The sequence below is a fragment of the Micromonospora sp. IBHARD003 genome, assembly GCF_056106285.1.
The window spans coordinates 2,909,398-2,927,250 of the sequence record NZ_JBWBBX010000001.1 but is presented as its reverse complement, the minus strand read 5'-3'; the positions used below and the strand labels follow the sequence as shown (position 1 = coordinate 2,927,250).

Genomic DNA, 17,853 nt, shown 5'->3' with positions numbered 1-17,853 from the left:
GGAAGTCAGTGACTCGGCACATCTACCACTGCCCCCTGCGCTGGTCGGACATGGACGCCTTCGGGCACGTCAACAATGTGGTCTTCCTCCGCTATCTGGAGGAGGCCCGCATCGACTTCATGTTCCGGCTGGCGCCGGGGGACGGTTCGCCGTCGTTCTCCGGAGGGTCCGTGGTGGCCCGTCATGAGATCGACTACGTACGTCCCCTGGTCCACCGGCACGCGCCGGTGACCGTGGAGTCGTGGGTGACGAAGATCGGTGCGGCGTCGCTGACGATCGCCTACGAGGTCAAGGACCCGGACCAGGTGTACGTCCGGGCCTCGACCATCGTCGTGCCTTACGACCTGGCGGCGGGACGTCCGCGCCGGATCTCCGCCGAAGAGAAGTCCTTCCTCCTGGACTATCTGGACGACGGCGCGGAGGACGCGGTCGCGGCATGACAGCGCCCGTGCGGACCCTGCAGCTCGCCGACGCGAGGGAGGCGGCGGACCTCGTCGCCTTCCTCGGCCGGCTCATCCACTACGACCGGGCCGCCGCGGTGCGGCTTCAGGCGGGCGGCGGGGCGCTCGCCGTGTTCGGACGACCGCCGTCGTTCGAGGTGCTGGCGATCCGCACGGCCCGGCTGGCGGAGCGGGACGCTTCCGGCACGGCCGCCGCGCTCGACGTCACCGTCTCCGCCGGCGAATTGCTCGAGTCCGTTGAGGACGCCGCGCTGGCCGTTCCTGCGGCGGTGACCGGACCGCCGTGGGCGGGGATGCTGCCGCCCCGCGGGGGCTGGCGGGAGCTTCCGGGTCTGCCCGGCGTCCCCGAGATGCGGGGCGCCGTCGCCGCCGCCGTCGCCGAATTCCGGGCCCGTGACGAGGCGTTGCCCACGGAACGGCGTACCCGCGGCGAACGCGACCGGATCGGCCGCGAGATCTGGTCGCGCACCCTGGGCGGCACCGAGCTGCCCCTGCGGGCGGTGCACGCCGCACAGTCGCTGGGTTTTCTGCGCCCGACTCCGCCGGGCGTGACCGCTGGGGCGGCCCTGCTCGCCGCGGGCGGCTGGCTGCGGCTGCGCACACCGTTCGGTTCGATCGCCGTGCGGACCGCCGGGCTCGGCGGACTCACCGTCACACCCACCACGCGCCATTCCGCATAAGGCGCCCGCGCCCGGGCAGGTGAGCCGTCAGCGCCACAGCGGTGCGCGATACGCAACACCTGCGTCAGGGGGCTGGTGGCGATGACGGACAAGGCGAGTTCCGTACAGTCGGTGGACCGTGCCGTGAGCGTGCTCGAGAGCCTCGCCCGTCACGGCGAGGCCGGGGTCACCGAGATCGCCGACGAGCTCGGAGTGCACCGGTCGACCGCGTTCCGGCTGCTTGGTGTGCTGGAGAACCGGGGGCTGGTCGCCCAGTCCCGGGACCGCGGGAAGTACTCCCTGGGTGCCGGCGTACTGCGGCTGGCCGGCGCCGCCGCCGTGCGGCTCGACATCTCCCAGGAGGGCGCGCCGCTGTGCCGTGAACTGGCCGACGCGGTCGGCGAGACGGCCAACATCGCGGTGCTCGACGGTTCCGCCGCCGTCAATATCGCCCAGGCACGCGGCCAGGCGTCGGTGACCGCCGACAACTGGCTCGGCCGGCGCACACCGCTGCACGCCACGTCCAGTGGCAAGGTACTGCTCGCCCACGGCCCGGCCGCGCTCAGCGACGAGCTGCTCACCGGCCCCCTCGAACGCTTCACTGGGCACACCGTCACCTCGCGAACAGGGCGGCGGAGCTTCCGATCCTGCGTCACCAGGACCGCGATCTGTACTTCCGCACGCATGGGGACCGCATCGGCATCGGCTCGTACGCCCACCGGCCCATGCCCGTCGACCCGTGTACGGCCGCCGGTTCCGAACTGCCCTTCACCGAAGACGACTTCGCGCCCAGCTGGCGGGACGCAGGCGATCTGCTGCCCGCGCTCGGCGAGAGCACCGTCGCCCATGGCTTCAACGGGATCTTCTCCTTCACCCCCGACGGGATGCCGCTGCTCGGCGAGGCACCCGGTCTGGGCGGCTTCTGGCTGGCCGAAGCGGTCTGGGTGACCCACTCCGCCGGAGTGGCCGAAGCCGTCGCCGACTGGCTCACCGACGGCCGCCCGCCCCTCGACCTGCACGCACGCGAGCCCACCCGGTTCGAAGGGCCCCAGCTGACACCGGGGTACATGGCCGAGCGCAGCGCCCGGAGCTTCGTCGAGGTGTACGACATCGTGCATCCGCTGCAGCCCCCCGGAGCAGCCGCGCCCACTGCGCACCAGCCCCTTCCACGTCCGCCAGTGCGCACTCGGCGCCCACTTCCTGGAAGGCGGTGGCTGGGAGCGCCCGCACTGGTACGAGGCCAACGCCCCACTGGCCGAAGAGCTCGACCTGCCGGCCCGCGACGCGTGGTCCGCGCGCCACTGGTCGCCCATCGCGGCCGCCGAAGCCAAGGCGACGCGCGAGCGGGTGGCGCTGTACGACATGACTCCGCTGCGCCGGATCGAGGTCACCGGCCCCGGCTCGCTCGCCTTCCTCCAGCGGATGACCACCAACCAGCTTGCGCGCAAGCCCGGTGCGGTCACCTACACCCTGCTCCTCGACGACGACGGCGGCATACGATCCGACCTCACGGTCGCCCGCCTCGGCCCCGACCACTTCCAGATCGGCGCCAACTCGCCCGCCGACACGGAGTGGCTGCGCCGGCACGCGCCCGGCGGCGTCGAGGTCCGTGACATCACCTCGGGCACCTGCTGCATCGGGGTGTGGGGACCCCTCGCCCGCGAACTGGTCCAGCCCCTCACCCGCGACGACTTCTCGCACTCCGCCTTCGGGTACTTCAGGGCGAGACGGACGCACATCGGCCATGTGCCCGTGACGGCCCTGCGCGTCAGCTACGTCGGCGAGCTCGGCTGGGAGCTGTACACCGGCGCGGATCTCGGGCTGCGGCTGTGGGACACCCTCTGGGACGCGGGCCGCGGGCTCGGGGCGATCGCCGCCGGGCGCAGCGCCTTCGACTCCCTGCGCCTGGAGAAGGGCTACCGGGCCTGGGGCCGGGACATGACCGCCGAGGACACGCCGTACGAGGCCGGGCTCGGCTTCGCCGTACGCCCCGAGAAGGGGGACTTCACCGGACGGGACGCCCTCTTCGACGGTGATGCCCCGCGCGGCGGCACCGGCTCCGCGGGCACCGTGCCCGGGGCCCGGATGCGCAGACGGCTCACCTGCCTCACCCTGGACGACCCGGCCGCCGTCGTCCTCGGCTCGGAGCCGGTGTACGTCGACGGAGAGGTCCGCGGCTACGTCACCAGCGCCGGCTACGGCTACACCATCGGCCGTTGCATCGCCTATGCGTGGCTCCCGTCCGCGTTGCCCGCCGGTACCGGCGGGCATGTCGCGTACTTCGGTGAGAAGATCGCCGCGACCACGGCCGTCGCCCCCCTGGTCGACCCGCAGAGTGACCGGATCCGGCGCTGAGGAGCGGCAGATGGCACCGACCAGTGACGTGATCGTTCTCGGGCTCGGCGGCATGGGCAGCGCCGCCGCGCACCATCTCGCGGCGCGCGGCGCCCGGGTCGTCGGCCTGGAGAAGTTCGGCCCGGTCCACGAAAAGGGCTCCAGCCACGGCGGTTCGCGGATCACCCGGCAGTCCTATTTCGAGGACCCCGCCTATGTGCCGCTGCTGCTGCGTGCCTACGAGCTCTACGACCGCCTCGAACGGGATGCGGGCCGGGACATCGTCACCCTGTGCGGCGGTGTGATGGTCGGCCGGCCCGAGTGCCAGGCCGTCGCGGGAGCGCTGCGCTCCGCCGAGCAGTGGGGCCTTCCGCACGAGATGCTCGACGCGAAGGAACTGCACCGGCGCTTCCCGACGTTCACGCCGCGCGACGACGAGGTGGCGCTGTACGAGGCGAGGGCCGGGCTGGTCCGCCCCGAGAACACCGTCGACGCCCATCTCCTGCTCGCCGCCCGCGACGGCGCCGAGCTGCGCTTCGACGAGCCCGTCACCCGCTGGGAGGCGGACGCCCGCGGCGTGCGGGTGCACACCGCTCAGCACGTCTACACGGCAGGACAGCTCGTGCTCTGCCCAGGTGCGTGGGCGCCCGAGCTGCTCACCGGCCTCGGGGTACCGATCACCATCGAGCGGCAGATCATGTACTGGTTCCAGCCCACGGGGGGCACCGGCCCGTACACCCCCGACCGGCACCCCATCTATGTCTGGGAGGACGCCGAGGGCGTCCAGATCTACGGTTTCCCGGCCATCGACGGGCCCCAGGGCGGCGCCAAGGTCGCCTTCTTCGGCAAGGGCACGGCCTGCACCCCCGAGACGATCGACCCCACCGTCCACGACCACGAGATCCGGGACATGGCCGCGCAGGTGGCACCGCGGCTGCCCACCCTCCCCGGAACCTTCCTCAAGGCCGCCACGTGCATGTACTCCACCACCCCGGACGAGCACTTCGTGATCGCCCGCCATCCGCGGCATCCGGAGACCGTGACGGTCGCCTGCGGCTTCTCCGGGCACGGCTTCAAGTTCGTCACCGTGGTCGGTGAGATCCTCGCCGACCTGGCGCTGACCGGCACGACCGCGCATCCGATCGATCTGTTCGCCCCGGGGAGGCCGCTGTGACCGCCGTGACGTCCAGTCTCATCGCGACGCTCCCCGGACGGGCGTAGACCGACCCCGGGACCTTCCGCCTCGAGCAGGAGCGGATCTTCGAGGCGCTGTGGTTCTGCGCCGTGCGCTGCACCGAACTGCCCGCGCCCGGCGCGTACCGCACCGTCGGGATCGGCACCGAGAGCGTGCTGATCACCCGGAACGGGGGCGGTGAGCTGCGGGCCTTCCTCAACGTCTGCCGGCACCGCGGCGCGCGGCTGTGCGCCGAGCCGGCCGGTGAGGTCCGCCGCACCCTGCGCTGCGCCTACCACGCCTGGACCTACGACCTCGACGGGCGTCTGGTGGCCGCGCCCAACCTGGCGCGTATGAAGGACATCGACCGCGACGCCTACGGGCTGCGGGGCGTGGCCCTGCGCGAGTGGCTCGGCTATGCGTGGGTGTGCCTCGCCGACGAGCCGCCGTCCTTCGAGGACACCGTGGTCGCGGCGGCCGTCGAACGTCTCGGCGGGGCCGCGGCGATTGACCGCTACCGCACGGAGGAACTCGCCCTCGGGCGCCGGATCACCTATGACGTGGCCGCCAACTGGAAGCTGATCGTCGAGAACTTCATGGAGTGCTACCACTGCGCGACGATCCACCCCGAACTCACCGAGGTGCTGCCCGAGTTCGCTCGTGGCTACGCCGCCCAGTACTACGTGGGGCACGGCGCCGAGTTCGCCCCCCGGGTGCAGGGGTTCACGGTCGACGGCGGCGAGGGCTTCGGCCGGCTTCCAGGCATCAGCGACGCCCAGGACCGCCGCTACTACGCCGTCACCGTCAAACCGCAGGTCTTCCTCAATCTGGTGCCCGACCATGTGATCGTCCACCGGATGTTTCCGCAGGGCCCCGCACGGACCCGAGTCGAGTGCGACTGGCTCTACGCGCCCGAGGTCGTGGCGTCGGGCGCGGACGTGTCCCGGTCCGTCGAGCTGTTCCACCGGGTCAACGTCCAGGACTTCGAGGCCTGCGAGCTCACCCAGCCGGCCATGAACTCGCGCGCCTACCGCTCAGGGGGAGTCCTCGTCCCGAGCGAGCACCACATAGCCGCCTTCCACCAGTGGGTGACGGACCGGCTCCAGATGTACTGAGCACGGACGACGCCGGGTCGCGGTGCCGCGGGCACTCAGCCCGCGGTGTTGACCATGGAGGCGGCCGCGTAGGTGAGGTAGTTCCACAGCTGCCGCTCGTGTTCCTGCGAGAGCCCGAGCTCGTCGACCGCCGTCCGCATGTGCTTCAGCCAGGCGTCGTGGGCGGCCTTGTCGACGGTGAACGGGGCGTGGCGCATGCGCAGCCGGGGGTGGCCGCGGTGGTCGCTGTAAGTGCGGGGGCCGCCCCAGTACTGCATCAGGAAGAGCACGAGCCGCTCCTCGGCGGGGCCCAGGTCCTCCTCGGGGTACATCGGGCGCAGCAGCGGGTCCTCGGCGACGCCCTGGTAGAAGCGCCGCACCAGGCGCCGGAAGGTCTCCTCGCCGCCGACCTGCTCGTAGAAGGTCTGCTCCTGAAGTGTGCCCCGCGGAATCTCGTTCACCCTGCCATGGTCTCAGACGCGTCCGGAAGCGGTCCGGGTCCGGTGGGATCTGGGGCTGCTCCCTGGCGTGGGCGCGGCCGGTGCGGTTGTTGGGCTTGGCCGGTGCCGGGTTGGCGCCCGGTGTGTCCGTCCTCAAACGCCGGACGGGCTGAGTGTGTGCGGCCGGTGCATTGGGGTGGGGTGGGGCCCCTCCGGGCACGGCCCCCAACGTCCAGCACACGCCCCGGGCACGCCCGCACCCCAAGCCCGTCCGGCGCTTGAGGACGGACACACCGGCCACGCCCACGCCAGGGGGCAAGCCCACACAACACCCCGGGCGCCGCTTGAGGACGGACACCCCGGGCGCCGCCAAGGCCCCGGCACCCACCCCCGGGCCCCCACCCGGAGGGCCCCGTGTCAGCCGCGACGCAAAGTGATCGTCGTCCAGGCGCCGACGTGCACCCGGTCGCCGTCCTGCAGGGGCACGGGGACGTACGGCTGGATCGGGTCCTCGCCGCCGTTCACCGTGGTGCCGTTGGTGGAGTTCTGGTCGACCACGGCCCAGCCGCCGTCGGGCTGCTGGACCAGGATCGCGTGCTGGTGCGAGACGCCCGGGTCCTCCGGCGGCACGGCGAGGTCGATGTCGGGCGACTCGCCGGTGGAGTGCCGGCGGCGGCCGATGGTGACCTGGCCGCCGGAGAGCGGAAGCTGCTGCTCCGGGGAGTACGCGGGGAGGTTCAGCCCCGCGGCCTCCGGTCCGCTGCGCTGCATCATCGCCCGGAAGTAGTCACGGTCCGGTGCGATGACCGCGGTCCAGCCCGCCGGTGCCTGGTACTCCGGTGCCTGGTACTCCGGTGCCTGGTACTCCGGTGCTTGGTACTGCGGCGGCGGCCCCGGGTGCGGCTGGCCCTGGTGCGGCTGCGCCTGGGACGGCGGCGGCAGCATCCAGTCGTCCTCGCCGCCGTGCTGCTGGTGCGTCGGCGGCGCGGGCACGGCCTGCGGGAACCCGGGCTGGACCGGTGGTCCCTGCGGATTCGGCTGCTGGAAGGCCTGCGGGGGAGCGGGCGGGCCGGACTGATGGAAGGCTCCCGGCACCCCGGGGGGCCCGGGCTGGGGGAAACCGGGGGGAGCGGGCGGCCCGGACTGCGGGAATCCGGGAGGGGCCGGCGGCCCCGGCGGCCTGCCCCCGGGGCCCGACGGGTCGCCCGTCAGCGGCTCGGCGGGCCGGTTCATCTGCGAAGGCCGCGAGCCCTGGTACTCGTAAGGGTCGGCGGGGTGCGACGGCGCCTGGGTCTGGAAGCCCGGCGGAAGGTTCACTCCGGGGCCGGTTCCGGGGCCGCCGGGAGCGGGGCGTCCGGGCGGGGCCAGCGGCGTGTAGGACGTCGCCGTGTTCGTGAGGAAGTTCCAGCGGCACTCCTCGCAGAACGGCGCCATCGGCTCGCGCGGCGTGCGGCACTGCGGGCAGAGCTCCGCCTGGGCGGTGGCGTCGGGGCCGGGGTAGCCGTACCCCGGTGCGGGAGGCGGCGGCGGGGGAGGCGGCGGCACCGCGCCCGGAACCCCCGCCCCGGCCATGCGATGGCCGCAGACCTCGCACCAGTCGTCGGAACCCGACTGGTGTCCGTTAGGGCAGGTCGGCATGTCGGTGCTTCCCCCTCTCCTCCGTCGGGCCCGGACGGGCCTGACACGCTCGTGCGTCGCGGATCGTTTCGGCGCTTTTCGGGCCTACTTCTTTACGCGAACTGTCTTTGTGGAGCGCGTTTCGAGTGTCATCTCGTCCGCGTTGGCCACCTTTGCTTTCAGTCGCACAGTACCGGTCGCCACATCGACGACGTCCACCACCTTCGCGAGCAGTTTCGCGGTGTCCTCGTTCCCCGATGCCGCCGCCAGCTGCACGGCCCGGCCCAGCTTCGCCGTCGCCCCGTCCGCATCGCCGGATTTGCGCGCATCCAGGCCCTGTTGGATGACCTGTGCCAGTTCGGCCTGCCCTGTGTAGTGCGCGACCTGTGGATTGATCGATGTCGACGCCGCCATGTCGTCCGTCCACACCGCCCTGACCAGACCCTGCGAGAGCGTCTGCGGAGTGCCTCCCGCGCTGTCGGGGAGGACCAATGAGACCCGGGCCGCGAGCATCTCCTGGCCGATGGCGGTCTGGGGGACCCGCACGCACACGTGGTAGTCGCGGGACTCGGCGCCCCACGAGCCGGTGGGGTAGTCCCCGGCGCGCGGACCGGCCTGCGTACGCCGGCCGGTCAGATCCTCGACGGCCGGTGCGACCTGTTTCACGAACGCGATCTCCGCGCCGACGGGCGTCCACACCCGCAGCGCCACATCCGCGACCTCCTTGCCCATCGCGTCCGTCATCATGCGGGTGAAGTCCTCGGCGAGGCCGGACGGGTCCGCGACGATGTCGGCCGTGCCGAGCAGGGCCGAGGCGATTCCGGTGACCTCCTTGACCTCCCAATCCGTCCCCACGCCGCGCGCGTCGCAGGTGAAGCGGCCGGCACAGGCCTCCAGGGCCCCGCTCAGATCCGCCTCCGACTCGTGTTCGTTGCGGCCGTCGGTAAGCAGGATGCCGTGGCGTATGGAGACGTCCTCGGAGTACAGCAGCCGGTCGGCGAGCTGCAGCCAGGTGCCGATCGCGGTGCCGCCGCCGGCGCTCAGCCGGCGCAGCGCCTCCTTGGCCTGGGCCCGTGTCGCGGGACCGGCCACGGCGAGACGGCCGCCGCCGGGGTACACCTCGTTCGCCACATGGGTGCCGGAGATCACGGCGAAGGACGTGCCGTCGCGGAGGGCGTCGATCGCCGCGGCGGTGGCTTCGCGCGCGTTGCGCATCTTGGCCGGCGGGTAGTCCATCGACCCCGAGCAGTCGACCATCAGCACGACGGCCGCGCCGGACGTGCCGGCCGGCAGGGACGCCGGCGAGGTGGACGCGCCGGTGAAGCCGGTCCCGCCGTTCGCGCCGCCTCCGGTGGAGGTGACCGTGACGATCGCGTTCACCTCGCGACCGCCCTCCGGGAGGAACTCGTTCTGGTACACCTCGACGGAGAACCGAGGCACATTCGACTTCGAGAAGTTCGCCATCCGAACTGGCTCCTTCAGGTTCTGTACGACCAGACAGACAGGACAAAGGGCGGCGCCTGGGGCGAAGGGGGCGAGGGCCTTGTTCAGGCCGATCCTGCCCCTCGCCGCGGCGCGGCGAACGGGACGACGGCCACTGTTACGTTGTCGTGGCCGCCACCGTCCAGGGCATGGCCCACCAGCACCTGCGCGGCGGCCAGCGGCCGGTCCGCAGCGTCCGGCGGCAGCACCCGCGCCATGTCCTCGGCGGCCTCCGCGTAGTTCCACAGGCCGTCCGTGCAGACCACGACGACGCCCGGGCGATCCGGTGTGAAGGCGGCGGTGTGCGGCTCCAGTTCGTACGCGTCCGCGCCGAGCCAGCCGGTGATGGCGTGGGCGCGCTCGTCGGCGTAGGCCTCGGCCTCGTTCATCAGTCCCGTGGCCACCATCTGGGCCGCCCAGGAGTCGTCCTCGGTCAGCCGGGACGGTGGCGTGCCGCGGTCGTCGGGCACCCAGTAGGCCCTGCTGTCACCGACCCAGCCCACGACGAGGAGCCCGGCCGCGGCGACGGCGCCCACCAGCGTGCAGGCCGGCGCGTTCTGATGGCGGTGCGGATCGTGCTCCATCGCCCCGGAGGGCTCGACCGCCAGCGAGTTGACCGCCTCGGCGGCGGCGACGATCGCCTCGTGCATGGCCTGCTGCGGATGCACACCGCAGGGCAGGGACCCGAGGAGCGCGTCGCTGGCCGCGCGCGCGGCCGCCGCGGAGGCGTCGTCGGGGCGGGTCGCCGACGACACACCGTCGCAGACGATCGCGACGACGGCCGGGGAGCCGTCGGACAGCGCGGCCTGGGACACGGCGAACGCGTCCTCGTTGCGGTGGTGGCGCAGCCCGCGGTCGCTCACGGCCGCCACGTTGCCGAGCTCCTGCTCCATGTGGTCGCGCTCGCGGGGCTGGGCGTGACCGCAGTGTTCGCAGTAGCCGTCGGTGTCGACACGGCCGGCACGGCAGGCCACACAGACCTTGCCGTCCGGCGCCGGTGCGGCCGGGTGACCCTGCACGGCGGCGGCACGCGGGTCGGGGGCGGCGAGCACGAAGTCACCCGAGGCGGAAAAGGTGTTCGCGGCCTGGGCCGGGGCGGCGTCGGGGCCGTCGTACCGCACCGCCGTGGCGGGCAGCGGACGGCCGCCGGAGTCGGTCCCCGGCAGGTCACCGGGGTGCTGCGCCGTGGCGGCGGCCCCGTTCTGCCCCTGCGCCTCCGGCCACCCGGCAGGGGGGCCGATGGACAGGGTGGGACGGTCCGCGACCGGCTCCGGTACGGCCGACAGGTCGTACCCGCAGGCGCCGCAGAACCGGTCGGTCTCTTCCAGGGGCTCCTCGCAGCCGGGGCACGCCGAGAGCTGGTGCATACGGTCCCTCACTCACACCCACGTCCGGGGGCGGAAACGGTTGGCCCGCTCCACCAGTTCGATGCGCTCCTCGCCGTGCCGGGCGAGCCGGGCGAGTACCCGGAAAGAGCGCTCAAGGCCGAAGCGCAGTCCGCGCTCGTCCAGTTCACTGCCGAGGAGGACCGTCGCGCCGGTCCGGGCCCCGGGACTACCGGAGAGTACCCAGTCCAGCGCGGTGCCCAGTACCTCGGTGGCCAGCCGTTCGCGGCGTACCGCGTCCAGGCCCAGCCCGTCGAGCACCGTGACCTGGTCGGCGGCGGCCGCCAGATCGTCGGTCAGCGGGTCGTGCGCGGCCCGTCTGCGCAGCCGTGCGCGGACCGCGGCGACCCGCGCGGCCGTGTAGTGGATCGACGCCTCGGGCACCGACTCCAGGGTGCGCACGGCCCGGGCGCGGTCGCCCGCGGCGAGTTGGACCCGGGCCAGGCCGAACGCCGTGCTCACGAAGCTCGGGTCCGTCGCCCACACCAGCCGGTAGTACTCCGCGGCGTTGTCCAGCTGGCCGAGTACCTCGGCGCAGACACCGAGCGCGAGCTTCGGCGCGGCCTCGCCCGGGAACGCGTCGTAGATCGCGTCGAAGGACAGCGCGGCCGTCTCGTGGTCACCGGTCACCAGTGCCGCCACCCCGCGGTACCAGACGACCCGCCAGTCGTCGGGATGGCGGGACTCCAGATCGGCGAGCGAGGTCTGCGCGGAGGTGAGCTGGCCCATCTCGAGCCGTGCCCTCAGTTCGCGCAGCCGCAGCTCCAGGGAGCTCGTGGGCGCGCCGTGCAGGGCGGACATCACCTCGGTGGGCGCGGAGGCCATCAGGCCCGCGAGGAAACCGGCGTTGGGGTCGTGGGGGTCGACCCGGGGCACCGGCAGGGCCAGCGCGGTCGCCGGGACGTCCAGGGCGGCCAGATGGGGCGCGGCCGCACTCGGGTCCGCCCCCTCGGGGGCCGCCGCGTGCGTCCCCGCCACACCCGCCACGGCGGAGGTCGGCGGCGCCGGTGTCCCGCTGCGGGGCGCGGGCACGGTGTGCGCCGGCCCGGGGGCCGGTCCCGGGTGGCCGGCGGCTGCCGTGCCCGGCCGCCCGGGCAGGCCGGGCCGGGCCCCCTGTCCGCCGGGTGCGGCGGAGCCGCGCCCGAAGAAGCCCTTGCGTGCCGTCGTCCTTGCGCCGAGCGCCGACACCTCTCCGTCGAGCTCGGCGAACAACACGGTGTCCGGCACCCGAAGTTCCGGGCCGAACAGTGTCGACAGCGCCGGACGCGGCCGCCCCGACTGCAGGGCCACGACTTCCCGCAGCACACCGGTGAGCTGGTCCGCCATCTCCTGCGCCGAGGCGAAACGGCGGGCCGGATCCGGGTCGGTCGCCCGCACCAGCAGCCGGTAGAAGGACTCGTACCGCCGGAACACGTCGATGTTGTCCGGGTCGGGGAGCGAGTCCACGAACACATTGGTGTAGCCCTGGAAGTCGAACGTCAGGACCGCCAGTGTGCGGGCGACCGTGTAGAGGTCGGAGGCGACGGACGGGCCGAGCTCCGCGACTTCCGGCGCCTGGTAGCCGACGGTGCCGTAGATCGCCGACTCGTCGTCGTCCATCCTGCGGACCGCGCCCATGTCGATCAGCTTGAGCTGGTCCTCGGTCTGGATGGCGTTGTCGACCTTGAAGTCGCAGTACAGCAGATTGCGGCTGTGTAGATGGCCGAGCGCCTCAAGGGCCTCGATCCCGTAGGCACAGGCCTGTTCGACCGGCAGCGGGTCGCGCCGTCCGTCGGCCGTGCGGCGCTCGTTCGCGATCTCCTTGAGGGACTTGCCGCCGACGTACTCCATCACGATGTACCCGTCCAGCGAACCCGTCTGCTGGTCGAGGTGCTCGACGAAGTTGTAGATGCGGACGATGTTCGCGTGCTCGATCTCCGCGAGGAAGCGCCGCTCGGAGATGGCCGCGGCCATCGCGTCCTGGTCCCCGGTGTCGAGCAGGCCCTTGAGCACGACCCAGCGGTCGGACACGGCACGGTCGACGGCCAGATAGATCCAGCCGAGACCGCCGTGGGCCAGGCAGCCGATCACCTCGTACTGGCCGTGGACGATGTCACCGGACCGCAGCTTGGGCACGAACGAGTACGGGTGGCCGCACTTGGTGCAGAAACCCTCCGTGCGGCCCAGCCGGTCACCGCGGGCACGGCCGACCGGCGCACCGCAGTCGCTGCGGCTGCAGAATCGCTTCCGCTCGGGAACCTCGGGGTTATCCATCACCGCCGAACGGGGGTCGGGGCGCGGCACTTCCGGTACGGCGACCAGACCCGCGCCGAGCCGGCCCCGGCCGGAGGAGGACGAGGCCGACCCCGAGCTGCGGACCGAGACCGAGCGGCTCGAGCCGCGCCCCGACAGCGAGCGCGACAGCCGGCCGGACACCGACCGCCGGGACGTCGACGAACGTGACGAGCGGGAGGACCGCGAGGACCGTGAGGACCGGGACGACCACGAGGCTCCGGACCCTCCCGACGACGGTGCCGAACCGCCCGGTACCGAGCCGCTGTTGCCGCCCCTGCCGCGTCCGCCCGCGATTCCGGTGGGCGGGGAGGACAGCGATCCGTTCACCGAGACGACCGGTGCCAGACCGCAGGTGTCGCAGTACAGCTCCCCGCCGCCGACGTCGTCGTACGAGCCCTCACAGCCGGGGCGCTGACAGGAAGCCGGAGCACCGGCCGGGGGATTGGCGGCCGCCGGGCCGCCGGTCGCCGGACCGGCGCCGGTGCTCCCCGGGGCAGACGCGGTGGCGGGGGCGAGTCCGCAGGTGTCGCAGTACAGCCGGCCGTCGCCGACGTCGTCGTACGAGCCCCCACAACCGGGGCGTGTACACGCGGTCCCACTCATGATTCCCCCTGGTGACCTGTGCCGTCTTGCGGTCCCGGCTGCCGCGGGACCAGGACTTCTGCGGCCGCGTGCTGATAGCGCAGCACCGCCTGCTCGGCGACGCGCAGATCGCAGGGCGCGCTCCACAGCATGCGGCGGGCCGCGTCGTAGCGCTCGATGAGCAGCGGGTCCTCCGCCATGCCGAGGCGGGTCACCTTGGCGCGGTAGGCGTCGAGCCTGCCGCGCAGCTCGGCGCGCACCGCGAGCGGGGCCGTCACCGCCGTCAACGACTCACGTGCCCGCAGCAGTTCGTCCTCGGCCTCCCGCTCCAGGGAGTCCAGCAGGGGAGACAACCGGTGCCACTGGGCGTGCCGGCGGTACTCGGCCGCCGTGGCGAGCCGTTCCTGCAGGACCGTCGGGGGCCCGCTGACCGCGGGGACCTCCGATGCGGCGATCTTCGCCAGCACCTCGCCGCGGGCCGCCCGCGCCTCCGTGAGGGTACGGTCCGCGCGCGAGAGCACGTCCCGCAGCCGGATCAGCCGCTCCTCCGAGTCCTGGCGCACGGCGAGCACCGCCTCGACCTCACGGCGGACGTCCTCCAGGGCGCGCGCCGCCCGGTCGTAGCGGCCGGTGTCCGGCCTGCCTCCGCCGGGCGCCGAGCTGGCCGCCGCGGGTGCCCAGAACGCGAGGGGGTCGGACACCACCTGGGTGCGCAGCGCGGACAGTTCACGGGTGATCGACTCCAGATCGTCGCCCGACGGATGCTCACCGGGCCGCACCCCGACGGAGTGGGCGAGCGAGCGGGTGCGCTGCAGTTCGGCGGCGAGCAGATCGATCCGTGCCGGCAGTGCGGACCAGACCGAGTCGGCCGCGACGACCATGTCCAGCGACTGCGCGTACAGCTGGTTCATCCGGCTCACCAGGTCCTCCAGCGTGAACCGTTCGGAGAGCCTGGCCGGTCCGGTGAGCGAGGACGACGTGTGCGCGGCCGAGCCCGCGACGGTGACGCTCGCTCCCCGCAGCCGGTCGGTCAGGGCGACCAGGTCGTCCCGGCTCGGCCAGCGGCGCCGGGCCCGCAGCTCACGGGCGGACGTCAGAGCCGCCGCGTAGGCGTCGAAGTAGCTCCACAGCAGGGTGATCGCCTGCTCGGTGGAGGCCCAGCGGACCTTGGTGACGCCCGTCAGCTCGGCGCCCTCCAGCAGTCTGCGGCCCGCATGGTCCTGCAGGGCGAGGAGCGAGGTCTCGATCGCCTCGTGCTCTTCCCCGAGCCGCGCCAGCGCACGGTCCACCTCGTCCCGGTCCATGACCGGCCCTGGGTGTCCCCCCGCCTGTTCGGGGGAGGTTCCCGTGACGCCCATCGATCACTTCTCCGCTCGTCTGCTCGGATGTCCACTGCCGTGCGCCGCCGCGCCGCGCATCATCCCCGCCTGCCGGTGCCGGCCCGGTCCGGCCGGCTCAATTGTTGCGGTACTTCGGCGAGGGCGGTCCGGCTATGCCGGGCAGATCCGCCTTGAGCCACTTCGTGTACGCCGTCATCCACGGGCCCCCGCGGTAGTCGTCGAGCACCTTGTTGACCCGGCGGACGAGGTCGTCGTTGCCCAGTTTGGCCGCCACGCCGTAGTACTCGGTGGTGAACGGCTTCCCGCCCTTCAGCTCGACGGCCGGGTCCTGCGCCGCCTGGCCCGCGGCGAGGGCGGCGTCCGTCACCACCGCGTCGACCTCGCCCAGCTGCAGCCGGACCAGGCAGTCCAGCTGGTTGGGGACCGTCAGACGGTCCTTGTCGGAAGGCCCGCCGTCGTCCTCGTCCTTGAACACCGCGCCGTACGAGTTCTTCTCGAGGGCCTCGTAGGCCGTGGAACCCTCGGCCGAACAGACCCTGCGGCCCGACAGGGACTCGTCGTAGCCCGTGATCGGGGAGCCCTTGGGGGCGAGCACCTGCTGGCCCGTCTGGAAGTACGCGGTGGAGAACGCCACCTGCTTGATCCGGGCGCAGTTGATGGTCATCGTCCGCACCACGAGGTCGACCGTGCCGTTCTCCAGCGCGGGGATGCGCTGGTTGGTGGGGATGGCACGGAAGATGATGTCCTCCGGGTCGCCGAGAACGTCCTTGGCGATGGCCCGGGCGAGATCGATGTCGAAGCCCTCCAGCTTGCCGTCCGCCGTGCGGTAGCCCCAGCGGTAGCTGTTCTGGTCGACGCCGACGACGAGTTTGCCCCGCTGCTTGATCGCGGCGATCGCGGGCCCGTCGGCGGCGGACTTCGGCAGCGAGGCCTCCGGGTCGGTGCACTCGGGGGCCTTCGCCGGCACCCCCGCGGGGGCCTGCGCGCCCGCCGCGCCGGGCGGTGAGCCGGGCGGATCGCCGTGCGAGAGCGGCAGCAGGGTCAGGGACGCGGTCAGGGCGCTGGCGAACGCCATCCCCGCCGCACCGCCCCAGCCGCGCAGCCGGCCCGGCAACCGGACCGGTCGGTGCGGCCGTTCGGCCGTGGCCGCCGGCGTGCCCGGTGTGACGGGCACGCTCCCGGCCACGGGCGCCGCCTCCGCGTGCCCAGGCGGCCTCGCGCCGGGCCGGGTGCCGGACACCTCGTCCCCCATCTCTCCCCCTCTCACCGGTATTCCGAAAGCCTGCGGCCGATGCCCAGGATCGCACCTGCCGCGCCGAGCACGGCCAGTGCCGCCGAGCCGACCGGCAGGGCGGTCAGCGCGTCCCGGCCGTCCTCCGCCGACCTGGTGAACTCCGCCTGCTCGTGTGTGAGCGCCCGCTGGAGCTCGGCATCCACACGATCGAAGGACTGTCCCGTCGACTCCTTGCCGCCGATCACCTTGGCCAGGGCGCCCTCGTAGTCACCCGCCTTGTCGGTGTCGCCGGCCGACTTGTGACGGTCCGTCCACTCTGTCACGGCGAAGGTGGCGCCCAGGACCGGAGTGCGCCCCTCGCCGTCGTCGGCGAGGTCCTCCGCGCGCTCCAGGGACGACCGGAGCCGCTCCATGCCCGCCTTGTAGTCGGTCTCGTACTTGTCGCTCCTGCCGTCCGGCGTCAGCACGGCGCCCCGTGCGACCAGGGTCAGGTTCTCGTTCGCCCGGGCCGTGAGGCTGCTGATACGGGCGTCGTTGAGCACCTTGAGGGACTCCTGCCCGTGCGCCCGGGCATCGTCGAGCCCCGCCCTGGCGACCGTGTGGGCGACCGCCAGCCACAGCAGCACCACCGTCGAAGCGGCGGTCGCGGCCAGCAGCCCGTGGTTGAAGACCCGGTTGGTCCGCAGGTAGTTGCGCCGCTGGGCCCAGGCCAGGGAGCCCAGGGCCACCAGACCGAGGGCCAGGGACAGATAGGGCCAGAGCCGGGCGGCAGCGTCGTCCTCGTGGAGGCGGGCGGTCTCCGCCTCGTACAGCTTCCGGGCGGCGGGCAGCAGTTCCGTCGTCATCTGCTGGTTCGCGTACCGCAGATAGGCACCGCCCAGCGGCAGGCCCTGGCGGTTGTTGGCCCGGGCCCGCTCGACCAGCCCGGTGTAGCGGGGCAGGTGCTCGTTGAGCGTGGCGATGTAGCCGCCGGACTCCGTGGAACCCTCCGTGTTCGCCGCGGCCTTGACCAGCAGCCGCGATGCGCCCGCGATGTCCTTCTCGTAGCGCTCCCGGGTCTGGGCCGGCTCCTGGGCGCCGGCGAGGAATCCGCTCGCGGCGGCCGTGTCCGCGTCGGCGAGCGAGCGGTAGATGCTCGCCGCGTCGGCACTGAGCGGCTGGCTGCGCCCCACGACGTCGTCGGCGGCAGCGGCCCGGTCGGCGATCTGGAACGCGGCCACGGCGCCGAACGCCACGACCAGAGCGGCCAGAACGGCACCGATGATCCGCAGCCGGCCCGGCTCCGTCATCGCCGCCGCACGCAGCCGCGCCACGGTCTCCGTCCAGGCGCTGTGCGGTGCGGGCGCCCCCGCGCCGGGACCGGGAGCACCAACGGCCCCGGGCAGAACCGCCCGTCCGGGCGGCGGCGCGGACTGGTCCCCCGACGGCAGCGACCCCGGCCCGGGCAGCGGTGCCGTGTGCCCCGGCTGCACCGGGGCAGGACCGCCCCGTGGCACGGGCGGACCCCCGCTCGGCGTGTGTGTCACTTCTCTGACCTCCCCCTCGGTCATCGACAGCCTCCCCAGCCCTGCGGGCAGGGAGACGGCTGCCCCGGCCAGAGTATGGCCGCAGGGGCGGACATCCACGCCCAGGATTGTCTGGATCTTGAGCTATCTCGTTCGCCCCGTCAATGCAGTTCCGTCCGCCGATGCTCCCCCTGCCCGGCCCTCCACGGTGTACACGCCGTGCCCGCACATGAATACGCCGCGCGGGCACGGGCCGGTTCCACGCCGGGGCC

14 protein-coding genes and 1 pseudogene are annotated in these 17,853 nt (G+C 73.0%); 7 read left to right on the top strand and 8 right to left on the bottom strand.

The genetic code is table 11. The annotated features are described in order from the left end of the window. The first annotated feature begins 8 nt into the window (after nt 1-8). The 7 genes and pseudogenes from ACTWOL_RS13070 to ACTWOL_RS13040 all read left to right on the top strand — a co-directional run bounded on the left by ACTWOL_RS13070 (nt 9) and on the right by ACTWOL_RS13040 (nt 5,743). The gene (locus ACTWOL_RS13070) at nt 9-440 is read left to right on the top strand and encodes an acyl-CoA thioesterase (protein ID WP_474296834.1); all 432 of its coding nucleotides are present in this window, start codon (nt 9-11) and stop codon (nt 438-440) included. Beyond that, complete coding sequence (locus ACTWOL_RS13065; RefSeq protein WP_474296833.1) at nt 437-1,141, top strand: DUF8010 domain-containing protein; 705 nt, start codon at nt 437-439, stop codon at nt 1,139-1,141. Before ACTWOL_RS13070 ends, ACTWOL_RS13065 begins: the two co-directional genes overlap by 4 nt. 81 nt (nt 1,142-1,222) lie before the next feature. Continuing rightward, nucleotides 1,223-2,068 carry an IclR family transcriptional regulator gene (locus ACTWOL_RS13060; protein ID WP_474296832.1) on the top strand — a complete coding sequence of 282 codons (846 nt, stop codon included), beginning with the start codon at nt 1,223-1,225 and terminating at the stop codon, nt 2,066-2,068. Beyond that, nucleotides 2,005-2,199, top strand: a pseudogene (locus ACTWOL_RS13055) (hypothetical protein); the annotation flags it as partial. The gene ACTWOL_RS13060 and the pseudogene ACTWOL_RS13055, both read left to right, overlap by 64 nt. 37 nt (nt 2,200-2,236) lie before the next feature. Beyond that, nucleotides 2,237-3,475, top strand: a complete 1,239-nt coding sequence (locus ACTWOL_RS13050) for an aminomethyl transferase family protein (protein WP_474301153.1) — start codon at nt 2,237-2,239, stop codon at nt 3,473-3,475. Between the two features lie 10 nt (nt 3,476-3,485). After that, the gene (solA, locus tag ACTWOL_RS13045; RefSeq protein WP_474296831.1) at nt 3,486-4,628 is read left to right on the top strand and encodes an N-methyl-L-tryptophan oxidase; all 1,143 of its coding nucleotides are present in this window, start codon (nt 3,486-3,488) and stop codon (nt 4,626-4,628) included. Between the two features lie 110 nt (nt 4,629-4,738). Further along, a complete protein-coding gene (locus ACTWOL_RS13040; protein ID WP_474296830.1) occupies nt 4,739-5,743 on the top strand; it encodes an aromatic ring-hydroxylating oxygenase subunit alpha in 1,005 nt (334 codons plus the stop codon). Between the two features lie 35 nt (nt 5,744-5,778). On the opposite strand, the gene ACTWOL_RS13035 is transcribed toward ACTWOL_RS13040, so the two are convergent. From ACTWOL_RS13035 to ACTWOL_RS13000, 8 genes are all read right to left on the bottom strand, one after another. Then, complete coding sequence (locus ACTWOL_RS13035) at nt 5,779-6,183, bottom strand: globin (RefSeq protein ID WP_474296829.1); 405 nt, start codon at nt 6,181-6,183, stop codon at nt 5,779-5,781. Nucleotides 6,184-6,579: 396 nt separating this feature from the next. Continuing rightward, a complete protein-coding gene (locus ACTWOL_RS13030) occupies nt 6,580-7,800 on the bottom strand; it encodes an FHA domain-containing protein (protein WP_474296828.1) in 1,221 nt (406 codons plus the stop codon). A gap of 84 nt (nt 7,801-7,884) precedes the next feature. Beyond that, a complete protein-coding gene (locus ACTWOL_RS13025; protein ID WP_474296827.1) occupies nt 7,885-9,243 on the bottom strand; it encodes a vWA domain-containing protein in 1,359 nt (452 codons plus the stop codon). Between the two features lie 83 nt (nt 9,244-9,326). Continuing rightward, a complete protein-coding gene (locus tag ACTWOL_RS13020; protein WP_474296826.1) occupies nt 9,327-10,628 on the bottom strand; it encodes a PP2C family protein-serine/threonine phosphatase in 1,302 nt (433 codons plus the stop codon). A gap of 12 nt (nt 10,629-10,640) precedes the next feature. Next, nucleotides 10,641-12,929 (bottom strand): serine/threonine-protein kinase, encoded by a 2,289-nt coding sequence (locus ACTWOL_RS13015; RefSeq protein WP_474301152.1) that lies wholly within the window; start codon nt 12,927-12,929, stop codon nt 10,641-10,643. A gap of 590 nt (nt 12,930-13,519) precedes the next feature. Further along, nucleotides 13,520-14,860 carry a coiled-coil domain-containing protein gene (locus ACTWOL_RS13010; RefSeq protein ID WP_474296825.1) on the bottom strand — a complete coding sequence of 447 codons (1,341 nt, stop codon included), beginning with the start codon at nt 14,858-14,860 and terminating at the stop codon, nt 13,520-13,522. 97 nt (nt 14,861-14,957) lie between these two features. After that, complete coding sequence (locus ACTWOL_RS13005) at nt 14,958-16,094, bottom strand: glutamate ABC transporter substrate-binding protein (protein ID WP_474296824.1); 1,137 nt, start codon at nt 16,092-16,094, stop codon at nt 14,958-14,960. An 11-nt stretch (nt 16,095-16,105) separates the two neighbouring features. Next, entirely contained in the window at nt 16,106-17,626 is a 1,521-nt protein-coding gene (locus ACTWOL_RS13000) for a hypothetical protein (RefSeq protein ID WP_474296823.1), read from the bottom strand. Nucleotides 17,627-17,853 lie beyond the last annotated feature (227 nt).

Excerpts from the sequence above, each read along its gene's own strand:
- ACTWOL_RS13065 (WP_474296833.1), top strand. The coding sequence starts at position 437 with ATGACAGCGCCCGTGCGGACCCTGCAGCTCGCCGACGCGAGGGAGGCG.
- ACTWOL_RS13060 (WP_474296832.1), top strand. The coding sequence starts at position 1,223 with ATGACGGACAAGGCGAGTTCCGTACAGTCGGTGGACCGTGCCGTGAGC.
- solA (WP_474296831.1), top strand. The coding sequence starts at position 3,486 with ATGGCACCGACCAGTGACGTGATCGTTCTCGGGCTCGGCGGCATGGGC.
- ACTWOL_RS13030 (WP_474296828.1), bottom strand. The coding sequence starts at position 7,800 with ATGCCGACCTGCCCTAACGGACACCAGTCGGGTTCCGACGACTGGTGC.
- ACTWOL_RS13025 (WP_474296827.1), bottom strand. The coding sequence starts at position 9,243 with ATGGCGAACTTCTCGAAGTCGAATGTGCCTCGGTTCTCCGTCGAGGTG.
- ACTWOL_RS13020 (WP_474296826.1), bottom strand. The coding sequence starts at position 10,628 with ATGCACCAGCTCTCGGCGTGCCCCGGCTGCGAGGAGCCCCTGGAAGAG.
- ACTWOL_RS13010 (WP_474296825.1), bottom strand. The coding sequence starts at position 14,860 with ATGGGCGTCACGGGAACCTCCCCCGAACAGGCGGGGGGACACCCAGGG.
- ACTWOL_RS13005 (WP_474296824.1), bottom strand. The coding sequence starts at position 16,094 with ATGGGGGACGAGGTGTCCGGCACCCGGCCCGGCGCGAGGCCGCCTGGG.
- ACTWOL_RS13000 (WP_474296823.1), bottom strand. The coding sequence starts at position 17,626 with ATGACCGAGGGGGAGGTCAGAGAAGTGACACACACGCCGAGCGGGGGT.